Consider the following 16,596-nt stretch of genomic DNA (forward strand, 5'->3'; position numbering starts at 1 on the left):
TCGACCATGCGCCTCAGGTCAGGCCGTGACGATCTCTTCGGCCTGTTGCAGGTCGACGCTGACCAGTTGGCTCATGCCGCGCTCGGGCATGGTGACGCCATACAGGCGGTCCATCCGGCTCATGGTCACCGGGTTGTGGGTGATGACGATGAAGCGGGTGTCGGTGCGGCTGCGCATCTCGTGCAGCATCCGGCAGAAGCGGTCGACGTTGGCGTCGTCCAGCGGGGCGTCGACCTCGTCCAGCACGCAGACCGGCGCCGGATTGGCCAGGAAGACGCCGAAGATCAGCGCTGCCGCCGTCAGGGCCTGCTCGCCGCCGCTCATCAGGCTCATCACCGACAGCCGCTTGCCGGGCGGACAAGCGTAGATCTCCAGCCCCGCCTCCAGCGGGTCGTCGCTCTCGACCAGTTTCAGCTCGGCCTGGCCGCCGCCGAACAGGGCCTCGAACAGGGTCTTGAAGTTGGTGTTGATGACCTCGAAGGCGGCGATCAGCCGCTCGCGCCCCTCGGCGTTCAGTTCGTCGATGCCGTCGCGCAGTTTGGCGATCGCCTGCGTCAGGTCGATGCGCTCGGTCTTCATGGCGCTGAGCCGGTCGCCGTATTCGGCCGCCTCTTCCTCGGCGCGCAGGTTGACCGCGCCCAGCGCCTCGCGCTCGCGCTCAAGACCGTAGAGCAGGCTTTCGGCCCCCGCCGCGTCCGGCGGGCGGGCGATGGCGTCGTCGGTCAGCTTCCGGCCCAGCTCCTCGGGCGACATCTGCGCCGTCTCGCGGATGTTGGCGGCGCTCTCGACCAGCTTCTCGGCGGCGGCCTCGGCGCGGGCGGACAGGCCTGCCCGGCTCTCGCGGGCATGAGACGCAGCCGTTTCGGCGGCGCGTGCGGCGCGGTCGGCCTCCTGCGCGCCCGCCTCGGCGACGGCGACGGCGTCGGTCGCCGCCTGCTTGCGCTTCTCGGCCTCGGCCAGTGAGTCCATCAGGGCGTTGCGCTGCTCGGCGAAACCGGCGGGCGCGGCTTCGGCCTTGGTCAGGGCGACTTGCGCCTTCTCCGCATCGCGCTCCAGCGTCTTGAGGCGGGCGGCGCTGTCGCCGGATCGCGTGACCCAGCCCTCGCGGGCGCGGGTCAGGCTGCCCAGCCGTTGTTCGCGCATGGCGCGGTCGCGGGCCTCCTCGTCGCGGGTCGAGCGGGCCGCCTGCGCCGCCAGTCGGGCGCGTTCGGCCCCGCCGCGCGCCTCGGTCAGTTCCTGCCGCAGGCCGACCACCACGTCGGAGGACGACTCCACCGAACTGGCTTCGGCGAAGGCGGTCTCGGCCTCCTCAACCTCGCCCTCCAGCCGGGCTACGCTCTCGTCCAGCGATTGGGCGCGGGCCTCCTTGCGGGCCTGATCGCGCATCAGGGATTCCAGCCGGTCGCGCGCCGAGACGACCTGCTTGTCCAGCGTGAAGGGGCGCAGGCGCGCGGCCTTCACCGCTTCCTCGGCGGCGCGGAAGGCTTCGCCTGCGGCTTTCAGCGCGGCTTGCGCCGTCTCCAGCGCGGGCTTGCCGAGGTCGATCTCGGCTTCCAGTTCAGACAGGCGGGTGCGCTGGGCCAGACGCACGGCGGCGGGGCGGGGCGCGTCGGCGCGGCTGACGAAGCCGTCCCAGCGATAGAGGTCGCCCTCGACCGTCGTCAGGCGCGCGCCGCGCGGCAGGGCGCGGGCCAGTTCGGCGATCCGCTCGCGCGCGGCCACGCCGCAGAAGGCCAGACGCGCCGCCAGCTGGTCCGGCGCCGTCACATGGGCGGACAGGGGCTCGACGCCTTGAGGCCAGTCCGGTGGCGCCGCGTCGGCGCCCGCCCAGTGCGCGGGCGCGCGGGCGTCCAGCGCGGCGTCCAGATCATCGCCCAGCGCCGCCGCCAGCGCGGCCTCATACCCCTTGGCCGCCGACACCTGATCCAGCGCCGGGGGATGTTCGCGCTTGCCCGTGACCAGCAGTTGCGCCAGCCCGCGCGCCTCGGTCTGCAGGCGGCCCAGCCGGTCCTCGGCGGCGCGGGCGGCGGTGCGCGCCTCCTGCTCGGCGCGGGCGATGTCGCTGCGTTTGGCTTCGGCGGCTTCGACGGCCTCGCGCGCGGCGGTCAGGTCGGCCTGCGCCGTCTCCAGCGCCGTGCGCGCTGTGTCGATCTCAGGCGTCTCCAGCGGGCCGAGCGCCTCGCGTTCGCGGCGGGCCTGTTCGTGCTGGCCTTTCACCCGCGCGAGCCGGGCCTCGGCGTCGCGCTTGCGGGCGCTTTCGGCGTTGGCGCGGGCCTCGACGGCGGCCAGCGTCCCGGCCAGTCGTTCGACCTCGGCGTCGGCGGCCTTGCGCGCGTCCTCAGCTTCCAGCAGGGCGCGTTCCAGTTCGGGGCCGCGCTCGGGGGCGGCGGCGATCTCGGCCTTCAGCTTCTCGAGCTCGCGGTCCAGCCGTTCCAGTTCGCGCCCGGCGTCGGCGGCCATGCCGTCCTCGCGCACGCGGTCGGCCTCGATGCGGGCGACCTCGGCCTTCAGGCGGTCGACCTCGGCGCGGGCGGCCTGTTCGGCCATGTCCAGCCGGTCGCGTTCGATGACGGCCCGGTTCAGCAGGGCGGTGGCGACCGCGTCTTCTTCACGCGCAGGCTTCAGCCCTTCCTGAGCGTTCAGGGCCGCCGTCTGGGCCGCCGCCGCCGCCGTGGTCGTCTCGGCGACGAGCCGGTCAGCCTCGCGCAGTTCGGCCGCCGCCGTCTCGGCCGCCGTTTTCGCATCCGTCCAGCGGACGTAGAGCAACGCGGCCTGAAGCGCGCGGATCTCGGCCGATATCTTCTTGTATTTCTCCGCCTGACGCGCCTCGCGTTTCAGCCGGTTCAGCGTCGACTCCAGCTCCTTGCCGATGTCGTCCAGTCGGTCGAGGTTGGTCTCGGCCGCCTTGAGCCGCAACTCCGCCTCATGACGACGGGTGTGCAGGCCCGCCACGCCCCCGGCTTCTTCAAGGATGCGGCGGCGGTTCTGGGGCTTGGCGGCGATCAGTTCCGAGATCTGGCCCTGACGCACCAGCGCCGGGCTGTTGGCGCCGGTGGAGGCGTCGGCGAACAGCAGTTGCACGTCGCGCGCCCGCACCTCCTTGCCGTTGATGCGATAGGTCGAGCCGCGCCCGCGTTCGATCCGGCGCGACACCTCCAGCATGGGACTGTCGGTAAAGGGCTGGGGCGCGCGCTTCTGGGCGTTGTCGATGGTCAGCTGGACTTCGGCGTGGTTGCGCGGCGGACGGCCCGCGGCGCCGGCGAAGATCACGTCCTCCATGCCCTGGCCGCGCATGGCCTTGGCCGAGTTGGCGCCCATGACCCAGCGCAGGCTTTCCAGCACGTTCGACTTGCCGCAGCCGTTGGGCCCGACGATGCCGGTCAGCCCGGCCTCGATCTGCACCTCGGCCGGGTCGACGAAGGATTTGAAGCCGACGAGCCGGAGGCGCTGGAACTGCATCGCGTCCCGATCAGCGCGTCCGGATCAGCGGGTCGATGGCCGCCGACAGGGCCTCCAGCGAATGGTCGCTGACCCGCTTGCCGTTGACGAAGAAGGAGGGCGTGCCGGTCACCCCGGCCGCCACGGCGCCCTCGACCTCGGCCTGAAGGGCCTGGCTGGTCGCGGGGTCCTTCATACAGGCTTCGATCTGTTCCTGGCTGCGGCCGCTGGCGGCGACGGCTGCGGCGAACCAGTCGCGGGCGTCGCCCTTTTCGAAGGCGGCGGCCTGACCGCTCATCAGGCTGTGGGCGACATCGAAGAAGCGGTTCGGCGCGGCGCAGCGCGCTATGCCCGCCGCCGTCGCCGCGATCTGGGCCGGCGCCGTGGGCATGTCGCGGAACACCAGCCGCACCTTGCCGGTGTCGATGTAGCGCGCCTTGAACTGCGGCAGGGTCTCATTGGTCCAGGCGGCGCAGTGGTTGCAGGTGAAGGAGGCGTATTCGATCACCGTCACCGGGGCGTCGGCCCGACCCAGCACGCGGTCGGCGGCCGTGACCGCGGGGACAGCCGCCGTCGTGGAGGCGCGCGTCACGGCCGGATCGAGCGCGACCGAAGGGCTGGCGACGGCGGCTGTCGCCAGGGCGGCTGCGCCCAACAGGGCGTTGAGAGTCAGGCGCGGCCGCAGCATCGGCTTACTTCGCCAGTTCTGCGTCGATGACCTCGGACAGGCCCGACAGCGAGCTGTCCGCCACCTTGACGCCGTTGACGAGGAAGTAGGGGGTGCCGGTCACGCCGGCGCTGATGCCGGCCTGGATGCGCTTCTCCATCGCCTCGATGGCGCCCTTGTCGCGGATGCAGTCGTTGATCTGCTGCTCGCTGAGGCCCGCCGCCTGACCGGCGCGGAACAGGGTGGTGCGCGGCTGGACGCCCGCCATCCATTCCTTCTGGCTGGCCATGATGTCCTCGACGACGTCGAAATACTTGTCCGGTCCGGCGCAGCGGGCGATCAGGAAGCCGGCGACGGCGATGTCCTGCGGCGGCGTCGGGAACTCGCGGAAGACGTAGCGGACCTTCTTGTTGTCGACGTACTTCGTCTTGAATTCAGGCCAGACTTCCTCGTTCCACACGGCGCAGTGGCCGCAGGTGACCGAGGCGTATTCGACGACGGTGACCTTGGCGCCTTCATCGGCGCCCAGCGCCATGTCGCCCTCGGCGGCGCCGCCGGAAGCTCCGCCCGAACAACCCGCCAGCACGGCCATGGAGGCCAGGGCCGCGGCGGACAGCGCCGCACGGCGGCTCATGGCGGCGTATTTGAAGGTCGGGGCCATCGGATGGTCCTTGTCAGAAATGAGATTCAGGAACGTCGCGCGATTCGCGCGCCCAGGCGAAATCGTCTGAATGTCGAGAACGCCGATGGCGAAGGTTTGTCAACGCCTCTCGTCGCGCGGCGGCTGCGACAGCACGGCGCGGCCCAGCTTGCCAAGGGCCGCCTTCAGCCCCTCAGGCGCCGCCTCGACCGAGGCGTTCAGCGCCGCTTCCGTGGCGGCGGGCAGGGGCGGCAGGACTGCGCGGCCGCGCGGGCGGGGCTTGGCGCCCGAGGCGGGCGGGGGTTTCACCGGCCCCTGGGCGATGCGCAGCTTCTCGACCGAGCCCGCGCCGAGAAACAGGTTCACGCGCTGAATGATGTCCGCCGACTGATGCTGGACCAGCAGGGCGGCGGGGCCCGCGACGCGCAGCTCCAGAGTCCCGCCGGCGTTGCCGCGTCCCTTGGTCAGCTTCTGCGGGCGGGTGACGCGCGCCAGCCGTTCGCCCACGATCTCGACCCAGCGCGGCTCCAGCGCCGAGGCGCCGCGTCCGAACTGGGCGTCCAACTTCTTGATCAACGGCGCCAGCGACCGACCCGCAGGCGGCGGCGGGCGCAGGGCCGGGCGCGTACGCCTCTGCGCCAGAATCTGGCGCGCTTCAGCTTCGGTAGGCAGGGTGCGGCGCATTCGTTCTATATAGCCTGAACTCATGGTCGACGTCCCCTCCCTCCGCACCGCCCTGCTCGATTGGTATGACGCCCATGCGCGCCGCCTGCCGTGGCGCGCGCCGCCGGGGGCCAGGGCGAAGACCGACCCCTATCGCGTCTGGCTGTCCGAGGTGATGCTGCAGCAGACCACGGTGCCGCACGCGACGCCCTATTTCGAACGGTTCACCACGCGCTGGCCGACGGTGAAGGATCTGGCGGCGGCGGAGGACGTCGAGCTGATGGCCGCCTGGGCGGGGCTGGGCTACTACGCCAGGGCGCGCAACCTGCTGGCCTGCGCCCGCGCGGTGGCGGCCGAGCACGGCGGGGCCTTCCCGCAGACCGAGGTCGAACTGCTGGCCTTGCCGGGGGTGGGCGCCTATACCGCCGCGGCCGTGGCCGCCATCGCCTTCGACCAGCCCGCCAACGTCGTCGACGGCAATGTCGAGCGGGTGATGAGCCGCCTGTTCGCGGTCGAGACGCCGCTGCCCGCCGCCCGGCCCGAACTGCGGCGGCTGGCGGGCCTGTTCGTCGACGCGCACAGGCCGGGCGATTGGGCGCAGGCCTTGATGGACCTGGGCTCGGGGGTCTGTCGGCCCAAGTCGCCGCTATGCGAGCGATGTCCGCTGACCTTCGGCTGCGAGGCGCTGAAGACGGGGGCGCCTGAACGCTATCCCCTGAAGACGAAGAAGGCCGAACGGCCGCATCGGCGCGGCCACGCCTATGTGCTGACGGATGGCGCGGGGCGCGTCGCCCTGGTGCGGCGGCCGGACAAGGGACTGCTGGGGGGCATGGCGGGCCTGCCGACGTCGGACTGGGGGGCGACGCCGGATTTCGCCCCGCCGATCGGGGGCGACTGGCGCGCGGCCGGGGCGGTGGAGCACGTCTTCACCCACTTCAGCCTGACGCTGGAGGTGCATGTGGCGACGGGCGAGGGCGATTTCTCATGGACCCCGGCGGACGAGGCGGCCAAAGCCTTGCCGACCGTGTTCAGAAAGGCGCTGGAGCGGGCTCTGGGCGCCGCCTAACCTGTCGCCCTCAGGTTCACCGTCCCGCTGCGTTCGCGCGGCATCACCACCACATGGCCGCTCAGGCGCTGGAAGTGCAGGTCGATCACCCCCTCGCCGACCTTCAGGCGCGTGATCGACAGCCGGTCCAGCCCGGCGGGCAGGGCGGGATTGTTGACCTCGACCAGGCCTTCGGCGGCGTCGATGTTCAGGCCCAGCACCGACTGCATCATCAGAAAGACCGAACTCGCCGCCCAGGCCTGGGGCAGGCAGGCGACCGGATAGGCGATGGGCGGCTCGCCCGTCTCGCGCACGAAGCCGCAGAACAGTTCGGGCAGGCGCATCTGGAAATGGGCGGCCGAGCCATAGATCTCGCCCAGCAGCATGGCCACCGCCCGCCGCTCGCCGTAGCGGGCCATGCCCGCCGCCGCCAGGGCCGTGTCGTGCGGCCAGACCGAGCCGTTGTGATAGCTCATCGGGTTGAAACGAGCCTGTCCCTTGGCCAAGGTTCGCAAGCCCCAGCCGGAACGGAACTCGGCCGTCAGCATTCGCCGGGTCACTTGTCGCGCCCGTTCGTGCGAAGGCAGGCCGGTGAACAGCAGATGCCCGGCGTTGGAGGCGATGGCGCGGCATTGCTCCCCGTCTCCGTCCAGGGCGATGGCGTAGAAGCCCTCGTCCTCCATCCAATAGCGGTCCTCGACCAGGGCGCGCAGCGCCTCGGCCCGCGCAGCCCACTCGAGGGCGCGACCGTCGCCAAGTACGACGCCCATCTCGGCCAGCGCCTTCCAGGCGGCGAAGGCGTAGCCCTGGACCTCCAGCAGGGCGATCGGCCCCTTGGGAAAGCGGCCGTCGGCGTGGAAGATGGAGTCCTCGGAGTCCTTCCAGCCCTGGTTCGAAAGGCCTGTGTCCGCCGCGCGGGCGTAGTCGATCAGGCCGTCGCCGTTGCTGTCGCCGTAGTCGCTCATCCAGCCCGCCGCCGCGATCAAATGGGGCCACAGGGCGCGCACCGTCTCATAGTCGTTGGTGCGCTTGGCGTAGGCGCCGGCCAGGGCGATGAACAGGCAGGTGGTGTCGACGCCCCCGTAGTAGAGGCCGAACGGCACCTCGCCCAGCACGCTCATCTCGCCGCCGCGCGTCTCGTGCATGATCTTGCCGGGGGCCGAGTCCATGAAGGCGTTGGTCTCGGTCGCCTGACGCGAGGCCAGATAGGTCAGCACCCCCTTGGCAAGGCCGGGGTCGATCCACAGCATCTGCCAGGCGGTGATGATGCCGTCGCGCCCGAACGGGGTCGAGAACCACGGCGTCCCCGCATAGGGATAGGGGCCCGTCGGCAGGTCGGTGACCAGAAGGGCGATGTCGGCCCGCGACTGTCGCAGCCAGTCGTTGAAGCCCTGGTTGCGCCCGCCCTCGACGATGGCGCCCCGGCGCAGCCGTCGCCGCATGGCCAGCCGCGCCAGGATGGCGTGCCAGCGCCAGCGCGTCTCGTCCGGTTGTTCGCAGGCGTCCAGGCCGCATTCGATGAACAGGTCCAGACTGCGCCCGCGCGGCAGACTGAACATGAACTCGGCCCGGTTGGCGCTGAGACGGGCCGGCGGTTCCGAGAAGGCGAGGCAACTGGTCCGTCCCACGCCGTCAAGGCCGGTGTAGCTGAAGGTCACGCGCCGTCCGTCGATCACTGGCGGATGGATTTCACCGTGCTGGGGCCGCACCGTGCCGCGCACCTGGAAGATGTCGGCGAAGTCGGCGTCGAACTCGAACGTCAGCGGCAGCAGGATGTCTTCGACGCCGTGGTTGACCATCCGCACCCGCTCGAACAGGCGCCGGTTCCAAAGGAAGCGTCGTCGCTCCAGGTGCAGCACTCCCGCCGGGGCCGAGCGCCCGCCCATCGGCGGCAGGGGCCGGTTGGTGGAATGGCAGGTGAAGAAGACGTTGTCCTTGGTCACGCCCGAACTGAGCCGTGACGGCCGCGCGCGCCCGACCGTCAGGACGAAGCGGGACAGCAGCCGCGTGTCCCGCTCGAACAGGCCGTCTGCGCCCGCCTTCACGTCCCCCCAGTGATCGGCGACGAGGAAGGCGTCGCCGTCCTTCAGCGCCATCAGGGTCTCGAGACCGTCCTGATCATTGGTGTCGGCGGCCGTGGCCTGGACAGAATAGGCGTCGTCCATAAGCGTCTCCGCTTGCGGTTCGTCCCCCTGATGAAGTCACAAGCGAACGGCCGGGGAGGCGGTTCAGTTCAGATGAAAACGGCGTTCGTCGTCAGGCTCGGCTGATCAGGCGGAGAGGTCAGGCCAGGGCGGCGAAGCTGCGTTCTTCCTCGATGCTCCGCATCGGCGCCGCGAACGGCCGCTGCGCCAGAAGATCGGCGTAGACGTCCAGATACCGCCGCGCCATGGCCGTGGCCGAGAAGCGCAGGTCGAACCGCGCGCGGATCGCCTCCCGGTCCAGCCGATGCGCCCGGGCGGCCGCGGCGACCGCCTCCTCCATGCTCGAGACCAGGAAGCCGGTGGCGCCGTCCTCGATGATCTCGGGAGTCGAGCCGCAGGCGAAGGCCACGACGGGCGTGCCGCAGGCCATGGCCTCGATCATCACCAGGCCGAACGGCTCGGGCCAGTCGATGGGGAACAGCAAGGCCTCGGCGCCGCCCAGGAAGGCGGACTTTTCCGCATCGCCGATCTCGCCGACGAACTCGACCAGGGGATTGCCCCGCACCAGCGGCTCGATCACCGTCTCCCAATAGACGCGGTCGGCGGCGTCGACCTTGGCTGCGATCTTCAGCGGCTTGTTCAGCCGGGCGGCGATCTCGATGGCGCGGTCCGGGCGCTTCTCCGGCGAGATGCGGCCCAGGAAGGCCAGATAGCCCTGCGACCGGGGCGAGAAGCGATAGAGGTCGCCCGGCATGCCGTGGTGCACGGTCGCGCGCCAGTTGGCGTGGGGCAGGGGGCGGCGTTGATCGTCCGAGATCGACACCAGGCCGAACTCCGACCAGCGGTCATAGACGGGCGCCAGATCCTTCAGGTCGAGCCGCCCGTGCAGGGTCGTCACCGTCTTGTCCGCCCAGCCCTCGAAGAAGGGGAAATGGACCATGTCGGTGTGGAAATGGATGACGTCGAAACGGTCGGCGCGGTCCAGCACCTCGGCCAGCTGGCTCATATGCGCCGCCAGATCCGACTTCAGCGGGGCGGGGTCCAGGCGCATGGCCTGGTCGCGAACCGGAACCAGGCGGGCGCGGGTGCGCGCATCGGCGCTGGCGAACAGGGTGACGTCGTGGCCGAGATCGACAAGGGCGTCGGTCAGATGGGCGACCACGCGCTCCGTGCCGCCGTAAAGACGGGGCGGCACGGCCTCATACAAAGGCGTGACTTGGGCGATTTTCATGGCGGGCTCCTGCGTCGCGTCGATACGCGGCGCTGCAACCTCAATCCGCCCAGGTTCGCCTGGGTTCCAGCGTTGCTGGAACGATATTCTTCAATCCCGCCTGTGAGTTAGGAGCGAACGGAATTCGCCCTTTACTGCATCCCGGCCCGGATCTCGGCGCGCAGGGCGTCGATGGGGCGCAGGCCCGTATCCGTCTTGAAGCGCCAGTAGGTCCAGCCGTTGCACGCCGGGGCGTTTTCCAGCAGGGCGCCCAGCTTGTGGATCGAGCCGGTCAGGGCGCCGGACACCAGCGAACCGTCCGCCCGCACCCGCGCCTCGCGCTCGCCCTTGGGGCAATACAACTTGTCGCCCGGCGCCAGCAGCCCGGCCTCGACCAGGGCGCCGAACGGCACCTTGGGCTCGGCCTTCTTGGAGCCGGTGACGACCAGGTCTTCCGGCGCGGCGGGGATGACGGCCTTGATGCGCTTTTCAGCCAGCTTGGCGTAGGTCTCGTCGCGCTCGATGCCGATGAAGTGACGGCCCAGACGCCTGGCCGCCGCCCCCGTCGTGCCGGTGCCGAAGAAGGGGTCCAGCACCACGTCGCCGACGCGGCTGGCCGACAGCAGGACGCGGTGCAGCAGGGCCTCGGGCTTCTGGGTCGGATGGGCCTTGTCGCCGTTCTCGTCCTTCAGCCGCTCATTGCCGGTGCACAGCGCCAGGGTCCAGTCCGAGCGCATCTGGGTGTCTTCGTTGAAGGCCTTCAGCGCGTCGTAGTTGAAGGTGTAGCGCTTCTGCTCGCGCGACTTGGCGGCCCAGATCAGGGTCTCATGGGCGTTGGTGAAGCGCGTGCCCTTGAAGTTCGGCATCGGGTTCGACTTGCGCCAGATGATGTCGTTCAGCACCCAGAAGCCCAGATCCTGCATCGCCGCGCCCAGGCGGAAGATGTTGTGATAGCTGCCGATGACCCACAGGCTGCCCTCGTCCTTCAGCACCCGACGGCACTCGCCCAGCCAGGCGCGGGTGAAGGCGTCATAGGCGGCGAAGCTGTCGAACTTGTCCCAGTCGTCGTCGACCGCGTCGACCTTGGAGTTGTCCGGACGCAGCAGGTCGCCGCCCAACTGCAGATTATAGGGCGGGTCGGCGAAGACCATGTCCACCGACTTGTCCGGCAGGCCCTTCAGCACCTCGATGCAGTCGCCACGCAGGATGACGTCGGTCTTCAACTCGGACATGGAAAAGCGGCCCCGGACAGATGAGGCGCTTATGGTGAATCCTTACGGTTAAGGCGGAGTAACCAAGATTCACGCGGCGGCGATTGTGCTGATTGCGCCCGGGCGGTGCGGGCGCCATGATCACAGCATGGAAATGGCGGTCAGACCCTTCTGATAGCGTCCGTGCGGGCCTGACGCCCCCGAGCGGCGCATCCTGTGCGACCCGGTTTCGCCCGGCGCATGACGGCTGCGCGCTTCATAGCTTCAGTAAAATTCAATGGCTGCCCGGCGCTGACCGGGTGCGGCCGCGCACATAGAGATTTCCATGACTCAGGTTTTCGAAAGCCCGTTCAAGGGCCGACTGCTGTCCGATCTGGTGACCAATCCCAACATCATCGTCGGGCGCTACAGCTATTATTCCGGCTGGTATCACGGTCACGGCTTTGACGATTGCGCCCGCTATCTGATGGCTGAGCCGGGCGTGGACCGGCTGATCATCGGCGATTTCTGCTCGATCGGCAGCGGGGCGGCCTTCATCATGGCCGGCAATCAGGGGCACCGGAACGACTGGGCCAGCGCCTTCCCCTTCTTCTACATGCCCGAGGTCCCGCATTTCGCTGGGGCGGTCGACGCCTTCGAGAAGGCGGGCGACACAGTCATCGGCAACGACGTCTGGATCGGCAGCGAAGCCATCATCATGCCGGGCGTGAAGGTCGGCGACGGCGCCGTGATCGGCACGCGGGCGCTGGTGACGCGCGATGTCGAGCCCTACGCCATCGTCGGCGGCAATCCGGCCAGGGTCATCCGCAAGCGGTTCGACGACGACAGCGTCGCCATGCTGATGCAAATGAAGTGGTGGGACTGGGACGACGCCCGGCTGGGCGCGGCCATGCCCCTGCTGTGCAGCGGCGACATCGCGGCCCTGCACGCCTTCTGGCGCGAATGGGCTGAGGTCCCGGCGGCATAAACCCGCTCAGCCCGGCGAAGGCATGGTGCAAATCGCATCCTGTTTGAGCTATGGGGCGAAGATGATCCGTCGTCTTCGCCCCGTTCCGTTCGCCCTCGGGCCTGTCCACTTCGTCGGCATCGGCGGCATCGGCATGAGCGGCATCGCCGAGATCATGCTGAAGATCGGCTATCAGGTGCAGGGCTCGGACGCCAAGGCCAGCGCCAACACCGAGCGGCTGGAGAAGCTGGGCGCCCGCATCTATATCGGCCACGACGCCGCCCATGTGACCGAGGGCGTTTCGGCGGTGGTCTATTCCACGGCGGTCAAGCCGACGAACCCCGAACTGATGGTGGCGCGCGAACGCCGCATCCCTCTGGTGCGTCGGGCTGAAATGCTGGCCGAGCTGATGCGGCTGCAGTTCTCGATCGGCGTCGGCGGCACCCACGGCAAGACGACGACGACTTCGATGGTGGCGGCCCTGCTGGACGCCGGGTCGCTGGACCCGACGGTGGTCAACGGCGGCATCATCAACGCCTATGGCACCAACGCCAAGGTCGGCGACGGCGACTGGATGGTGGTCGAGGCGGATGAGAGCGACGGCTCCTTCCTGCGCCTCAAATGCACCGTGGCGATCATCACCAACATCGACCCGGAGCATCTGGACCACTACGGCGACTTCGACGCGGTGAAGAAGGCCTTCTGCGACTTCATCAAGGACATTCCCTTCTACGGCTTCGGCGTGGTCTGTCTGGATCACCCCGAGGTGCAGAAACTGGCGGCCCAGATCGATAACCGTCGTTTGGTCACCTACGGCCTCAATCCGCAGGCCATGGTCCGCGCCGACAATGTGCGGATGGACCCGGACGGCTCGCGCTTCGACGTGGTGATCCAGCGTCAGGGCATGGATGCTCTGGAAGAGCCCGCGCGCATCGAGAACCTGCATCTGCCGATGGCGGGCTGGCACAATGTCTCCAACGCCCTGGCCGCCATCGCCGTGGCGCGCGAGATCGGGGTGGACGAGGACGCCATCCGCGCCGGTCTGGCCGGGTTCGGCGGGGTCAAGCGCCGCTTCACCACCACCGGCGTGGCCCACGGCGTGCGGGTCATCGACGACTATGGCCACCACCCGGTCGAGATCGCCGCCGTGCTGAAGGCCGCGCGTCAGGTGGTCCACAACGCCGACAATCCCGGCCGCGTCATCGCCGTGGTCCAGCCGCACCGCTACACCCGCCTGCGCGATCTGATGCAGGACTTCTCGACCTGTTTCTCGGACGCGGACAGCGTTCTGGTCGCCGACGTCTATCCGGCGGGCGAGCAGCCGATCCAGGGGGTCGACAAGCACGCCCTGGTCGAGGGCGTTCGCCGCTACGGCCACCGCCACGTCGCGGCGCTGGAGAACGCCGCCGCCCTGCCGCGCGTCATCCGCGAAGAGGCGAAACCTGGCGATCTGGTCGTCCTGCTGGGCGCCGGCGACATCACCAGCTGGGCCTACGCCCTGCCGGCGCAGCTGGAGGCGCTGGGCTGAATCTCCCCACCGTCCGCTCCCCGCGGAGGCGGGGACCCAGTGCTTTGGCTTCAGGCTGCGACGCTCGGGGTCTTGCGCGGGTTGTCATGAGCGGGCATCGCAGTAGCTCTTACTGGGTCCCCGCCTCCGCGGGGATGAGCGGAAATAATGATGCCTTGGCGCGATAATCTCCCCGCCGTGCGCGGCAAGCTGCTGCTGAACGAGCCGCTGGGCCCCTACACCTGGTTCCGCGTGGGTGGGGCGGCGGACGCCCTGTTCATTCCGGCGGACGCCGACGATCTGGCCGACTTCCTGAAGGCCCTGCCCGAGGACGTGCCGGTGACGACGATCGGCGTCGGCTCCAACCTGATCGTGCGCGACGGCGGGGTTGAGGGCGTGGTGATCCGTCTGGCGGGCCGCGCCTGGGGGCAGGTGACGACCGACGGCGTCACGGTCACGGCGGGCGCAGGCGCGCTGGACAGCATGGTGGCGCGCGCCTCGGCCAAGGCGGGCATCGCCGGGTTGGAGTTCTATGCGGGCATCCCCGGCTCGATCGGCGGCGCCCTGACGATGAACGCGGGCTGCTACGGCGCTGAGACGAAAGACGTGCTGGTTTCCGCCTGGGGCCTGAACCGCAAGGGCGAGCGGGTCGAGCTGGCCCTGGCCGATTTCGGCTACACGTATCGTCATTCCAACGCCCCGGCTGACATCATCTGGATCGAGGCGACCTGGCGCGGGACGCCCGACGCGCCCGAGGCCGTCGCCGCCCGTATTCAGGAAATTACCGAGCGCCGCGAGAAGACCCAGCCGATCCGCGAGAAGACCGGCGGCTCGACCTTCAAGAACCCGGACGGCCATTCCTCTTGGAAGCTGGTCGATGAGGCGGGCTGGCGCGGCAAGCTGCACGCCGTTACCGGGGGCGGCGCCAAGTTCAGCGAACTGCACTCCAACTTCATGATTAACCCCGGCGAGGCTACGGCGGCCGATATCGAGGGGCTGGGCGAAGCCGTGCGCGCGGATGTGCTGGCGAAGACGGGCGTGCAATTGAACTGGGAAATCAAACGGATCGGGCGCCCGTAATCCTTCTCCCCTTGCGGGAGAAGGTGGCCCGTCAGGGCCGGATGAGGGGTGTCGACGCGACGTTTCCCTAATCCAGGCCCCAATCCCGGCCGCTCGTCCGTATCCTCGCACCCCTCATCCGTCTTGCTCCGCAAGCCACCTTCTCCCTCAAGGGGAGAGGGGCGAAAGGTGACGAATTTCCTTCCACGACCCCGTATCGTTTCCAACCGGTTAACCGTATTCAGGGCATAGGGGCGGGCTAGTCTTCGGATGTGGTCATGCGTGCGCCCCTGAACACCCTCCATGTCGCTGTCCTGATGGGCGGCCTGTCGTCGGAACGCGAGGTCTCGCTGTCCTCGGGTCGCGGTTGCGCGGACGCCCTGGAAGGGCAGGCGGCCAAGGTCACGCGCGTCGACGCCGGGCGCGATCTCGCCCAGGTGCTGACGGCGTTGAAGCCGGACGTCGTCTTCAACGCCCTGCACGGCAAATGGGGCGAGGACGGCTGCGTCCAGGGCATCCTCGAGACGCTGAAGCTGCCCTATACCCATTCCGGCGTCCTGGCCTCGGCCCTGGCGATGGACAAGGACAAGTCCAAGGCCGTTCTGCACGCGGCGGGCGTCATCGTGCCGGGCGGCGGCCTGTTCGACCGGCATGAGGTGGCCAGCCGCCACGTCATCGACCCTCCCTATGTGGTCAAGCCGAACGCCGAGGGGTCCTCCGTCGGCGTCTTCCTGGTGCGCGAGGGCGCCAATCGTCCCGTCGCCGAGGTCGGCGCCGAGGACTGGGCCTATGGCGACCAGGTCATGGTCGAACCCTTCATCCCCGGCAAGGAGCTGGCGGTCGCCGTCGTGGGCGAGGCGTCCGGCCCGCGCGCCCTGACCATCACCGACATCACCCCGACCAAGGGCTTCTACGACTACGAGGCCAAATACGCGCCCGGCGGCTCGCGCCACGTCCTGCCCGCCGAGCTGCCGCCGCACGTCTTTGACAAGGCTTTACGTCAGGCCGAGTTGGCCCACGCGGCCATGGGGTGCCGAGGCGTGTCCAGGGCCGACTTCCGTTATGACGATGTTAACGACGTTCTCGTTCTGTTGGAGGTGAACACCCAGCCCGGCATGACCCCGACCTCGCTCGTTCCCGAGCAGGCGGCCTTCGTCGGTATGGATTATCGCGAACTGGTTCGTTGGATGGTGGAGGACGCCTCATGCCCGCGGTAGTGCGCGGCGGTCGGCGACAGTCTTCGGCCAAGGGCGGCGCGCGCGGCGCTCCGTCCGGCCGCGCGGCCGAGATCGGCCGTCTGGACATGTCTCCGCGCGTTGTGGCGGCGACCCTGGTGGTGGGCGTCGGCATATTGGCGGCCGTGCTGGCCACGGGCGCGAGGGCCGAGCGCATCTCGACGGCCGTCTCCGAACGCTTTGACTCGGTCACGACCGGCATGGGTCTGAAGGTGCGTCAGGTTCACGTCACCGGCGCCTCGCCCGAGGCCGCCGCCGCCGTGCGCGCCGCCGTCGGCGTCCATGCCGATCAGCCCATCGTCAGCCTCGATCTGGCCGCCGTGCGCGAGCGGGTGCAGACCGTCGGCTGGGTCAAGGAGGCGCGCGTGGTGCGCCTGCTGCCCGACACCCTGATCGTCGACGTCAAGGAACACGACCGCCTCGCCGTCTGGCAGGTGGGCGGCAAGGCCCACGTCATCGACGCGCAGGGGCTGGTCATTTCCGGCGCCGACGCGGGCCGCTATCCCCGACTGCCGCTGGTGGTGGGCAAGGGCGCCGATCAGGCGGCCTCCGACGTCCTGCCCCTGCTGGCCCAGCGTCCGCGCCTGATGGCCAAGATCGACGCCCTTGTCCGCGTGGACGAGCGCCGCTGGGACCTGCGCCTCAAGGACGGCGCCCTGATCCAGCTGCCCGCCGTGGATCAGGAATCCGCCCTCATCCGCCTCGACGCCCTGGACCAGCGCGAACGCCTGCTGGACCTGGGCTTCGCCCGCATCGACCTTCGCACGCCGGAAGAAGTGGCTGTTCGCCCTTCCGAAGGCGCCGCTTGACCCTCTGACCCCTTAGGACACG

General features: G+C 69.5%; 13 protein-coding genes. 6 read left to right on the top strand and 7 right to left on the bottom strand.

The window, feature by feature from the left end; all coding sequences use genetic code 11:
- Positions 1-18 precede the first annotated feature (18 nt).
- The 4 genes from smc to AC52GN_RS03265 all read right to left on the bottom strand — a co-directional run bounded on the left by smc (position 19) and on the right by AC52GN_RS03265 (position 5,429).
- Positions 19-3,459: a chromosome segregation protein SMC gene (smc, locus tag AC52GN_RS03250; protein ID WP_496528164.1), complete on the bottom strand. Its 3,441-nt coding sequence runs from the start codon at positions 3,457-3,459 to the stop codon at positions 19-21.
- A 10-nt stretch (positions 3,460-3,469) separates the two neighbouring features.
- A complete protein-coding gene (locus tag AC52GN_RS03255) occupies positions 3,470-4,126 on the bottom strand; it encodes a DsbA family protein (RefSeq protein ID WP_496528165.1) in 657 nt (218 codons plus the stop codon).
- A 4-nt stretch (positions 4,127-4,130) separates the two neighbouring features.
- On the bottom strand, positions 4,131-4,766 hold the full coding sequence (locus AC52GN_RS03260) for a thioredoxin domain-containing protein (RefSeq protein ID WP_291778209.1): 636 nt from the start codon (positions 4,764-4,766) through the stop codon (positions 4,131-4,133).
- A gap of 99 nt (positions 4,767-4,865) precedes the next feature.
- Positions 4,866-5,429 carry a DUF721 domain-containing protein gene (locus AC52GN_RS03265; RefSeq protein ID WP_496528758.1) on the bottom strand — a complete coding sequence of 188 codons (564 nt, stop codon included), beginning with the start codon at positions 5,427-5,429 and terminating at the stop codon, positions 4,866-4,868.
- A 22-nt stretch (positions 5,430-5,451) separates the two neighbouring features.
- On the opposite strand from AC52GN_RS03265, the gene mutY reads away from it, so the two are divergent.
- Positions 5,452-6,474, top strand: coding sequence for an A/G-specific adenine glycosylase (gene mutY, locus AC52GN_RS03270; RefSeq protein ID WP_496528166.1), 1,023 nt, complete (start codon positions 5,452-5,454; stop codon positions 6,472-6,474).
- On the opposite strand, the gene AC52GN_RS03275 is transcribed toward mutY, so the two are convergent.
- The 3 genes from AC52GN_RS03275 to AC52GN_RS03285 form a co-directional block, all read right to left on the bottom strand.
- Entirely contained in the window at positions 6,471-8,618 is a 2,148-nt protein-coding gene (locus AC52GN_RS03275) for an amylo-alpha-1,6-glucosidase (RefSeq protein WP_496528167.1), read from the bottom strand. The genes mutY and AC52GN_RS03275 overlap by 4 nt on opposite strands.
- A 118-nt stretch (positions 8,619-8,736) precedes the next feature.
- A complete protein-coding gene (locus AC52GN_RS03280) occupies positions 8,737-9,828 on the bottom strand; it encodes a glycosyltransferase family 4 protein (protein ID WP_496528168.1) in 1,092 nt (363 codons plus the stop codon).
- A gap of 131 nt (positions 9,829-9,959) precedes the next feature.
- Complete coding sequence (locus tag AC52GN_RS03285; RefSeq protein ID WP_496528169.1) at positions 9,960-11,039, bottom strand: site-specific DNA-methyltransferase; 1,080 nt, start codon at positions 11,037-11,039, stop codon at positions 9,960-9,962.
- Positions 11,040-11,343: 304 nt separating this feature from the next.
- Here AC52GN_RS03285 and catB point away from each other — a divergent pair, with 304 nt between their 5' ends.
- The 5 genes from catB (at position 11,344) to AC52GN_RS03310 (ending at position 16,574) form a co-directional block, all read left to right on the top strand.
- On the top strand, positions 11,344-11,985 hold the full coding sequence (gene catB / locus AC52GN_RS03290; RefSeq protein WP_496528170.1) for a type B chloramphenicol O-acetyltransferase: 642 nt from the start codon (positions 11,344-11,346) through the stop codon (positions 11,983-11,985).
- Between the two features lie 61 nt (positions 11,986-12,046).
- The gene (gene murC / locus AC52GN_RS03295; RefSeq protein ID WP_496528171.1) at positions 12,047-13,492 is read left to right on the top strand and encodes a UDP-N-acetylmuramate--L-alanine ligase; all 1,446 of its coding nucleotides are present in this window, start codon (positions 12,047-12,049) and stop codon (positions 13,490-13,492) included.
- 150 nt (positions 13,493-13,642) lie between these two features.
- Positions 13,643-14,551 carry a UDP-N-acetylmuramate dehydrogenase gene (gene murB / locus AC52GN_RS03300; RefSeq protein ID WP_496528759.1) on the top strand — a complete coding sequence of 303 codons (909 nt, stop codon included), beginning with the start codon at positions 13,643-13,645 and terminating at the stop codon, positions 14,549-14,551.
- Between the two features lie 257 nt (positions 14,552-14,808).
- The gene (locus AC52GN_RS03305) at positions 14,809-15,747 is read left to right on the top strand and encodes a D-alanine--D-alanine ligase (RefSeq protein WP_291778237.1); all 939 of its coding nucleotides are present in this window, start codon (positions 14,809-14,811) and stop codon (positions 15,745-15,747) included.
- On the top strand, positions 15,735-16,574 hold the full coding sequence (locus AC52GN_RS03310) for a cell division protein FtsQ/DivIB (RefSeq protein ID WP_496528172.1): 840 nt from the start codon (positions 15,735-15,737) through the stop codon (positions 16,572-16,574). The genes AC52GN_RS03305 and AC52GN_RS03310 overlap by 13 nt, the downstream gene beginning before the upstream one ends.
- Positions 16,575-16,596: the final 22 nt, after the last annotated feature.

The organism is Brevundimonas sp. SS2672 (assembly GCF_059579685.1).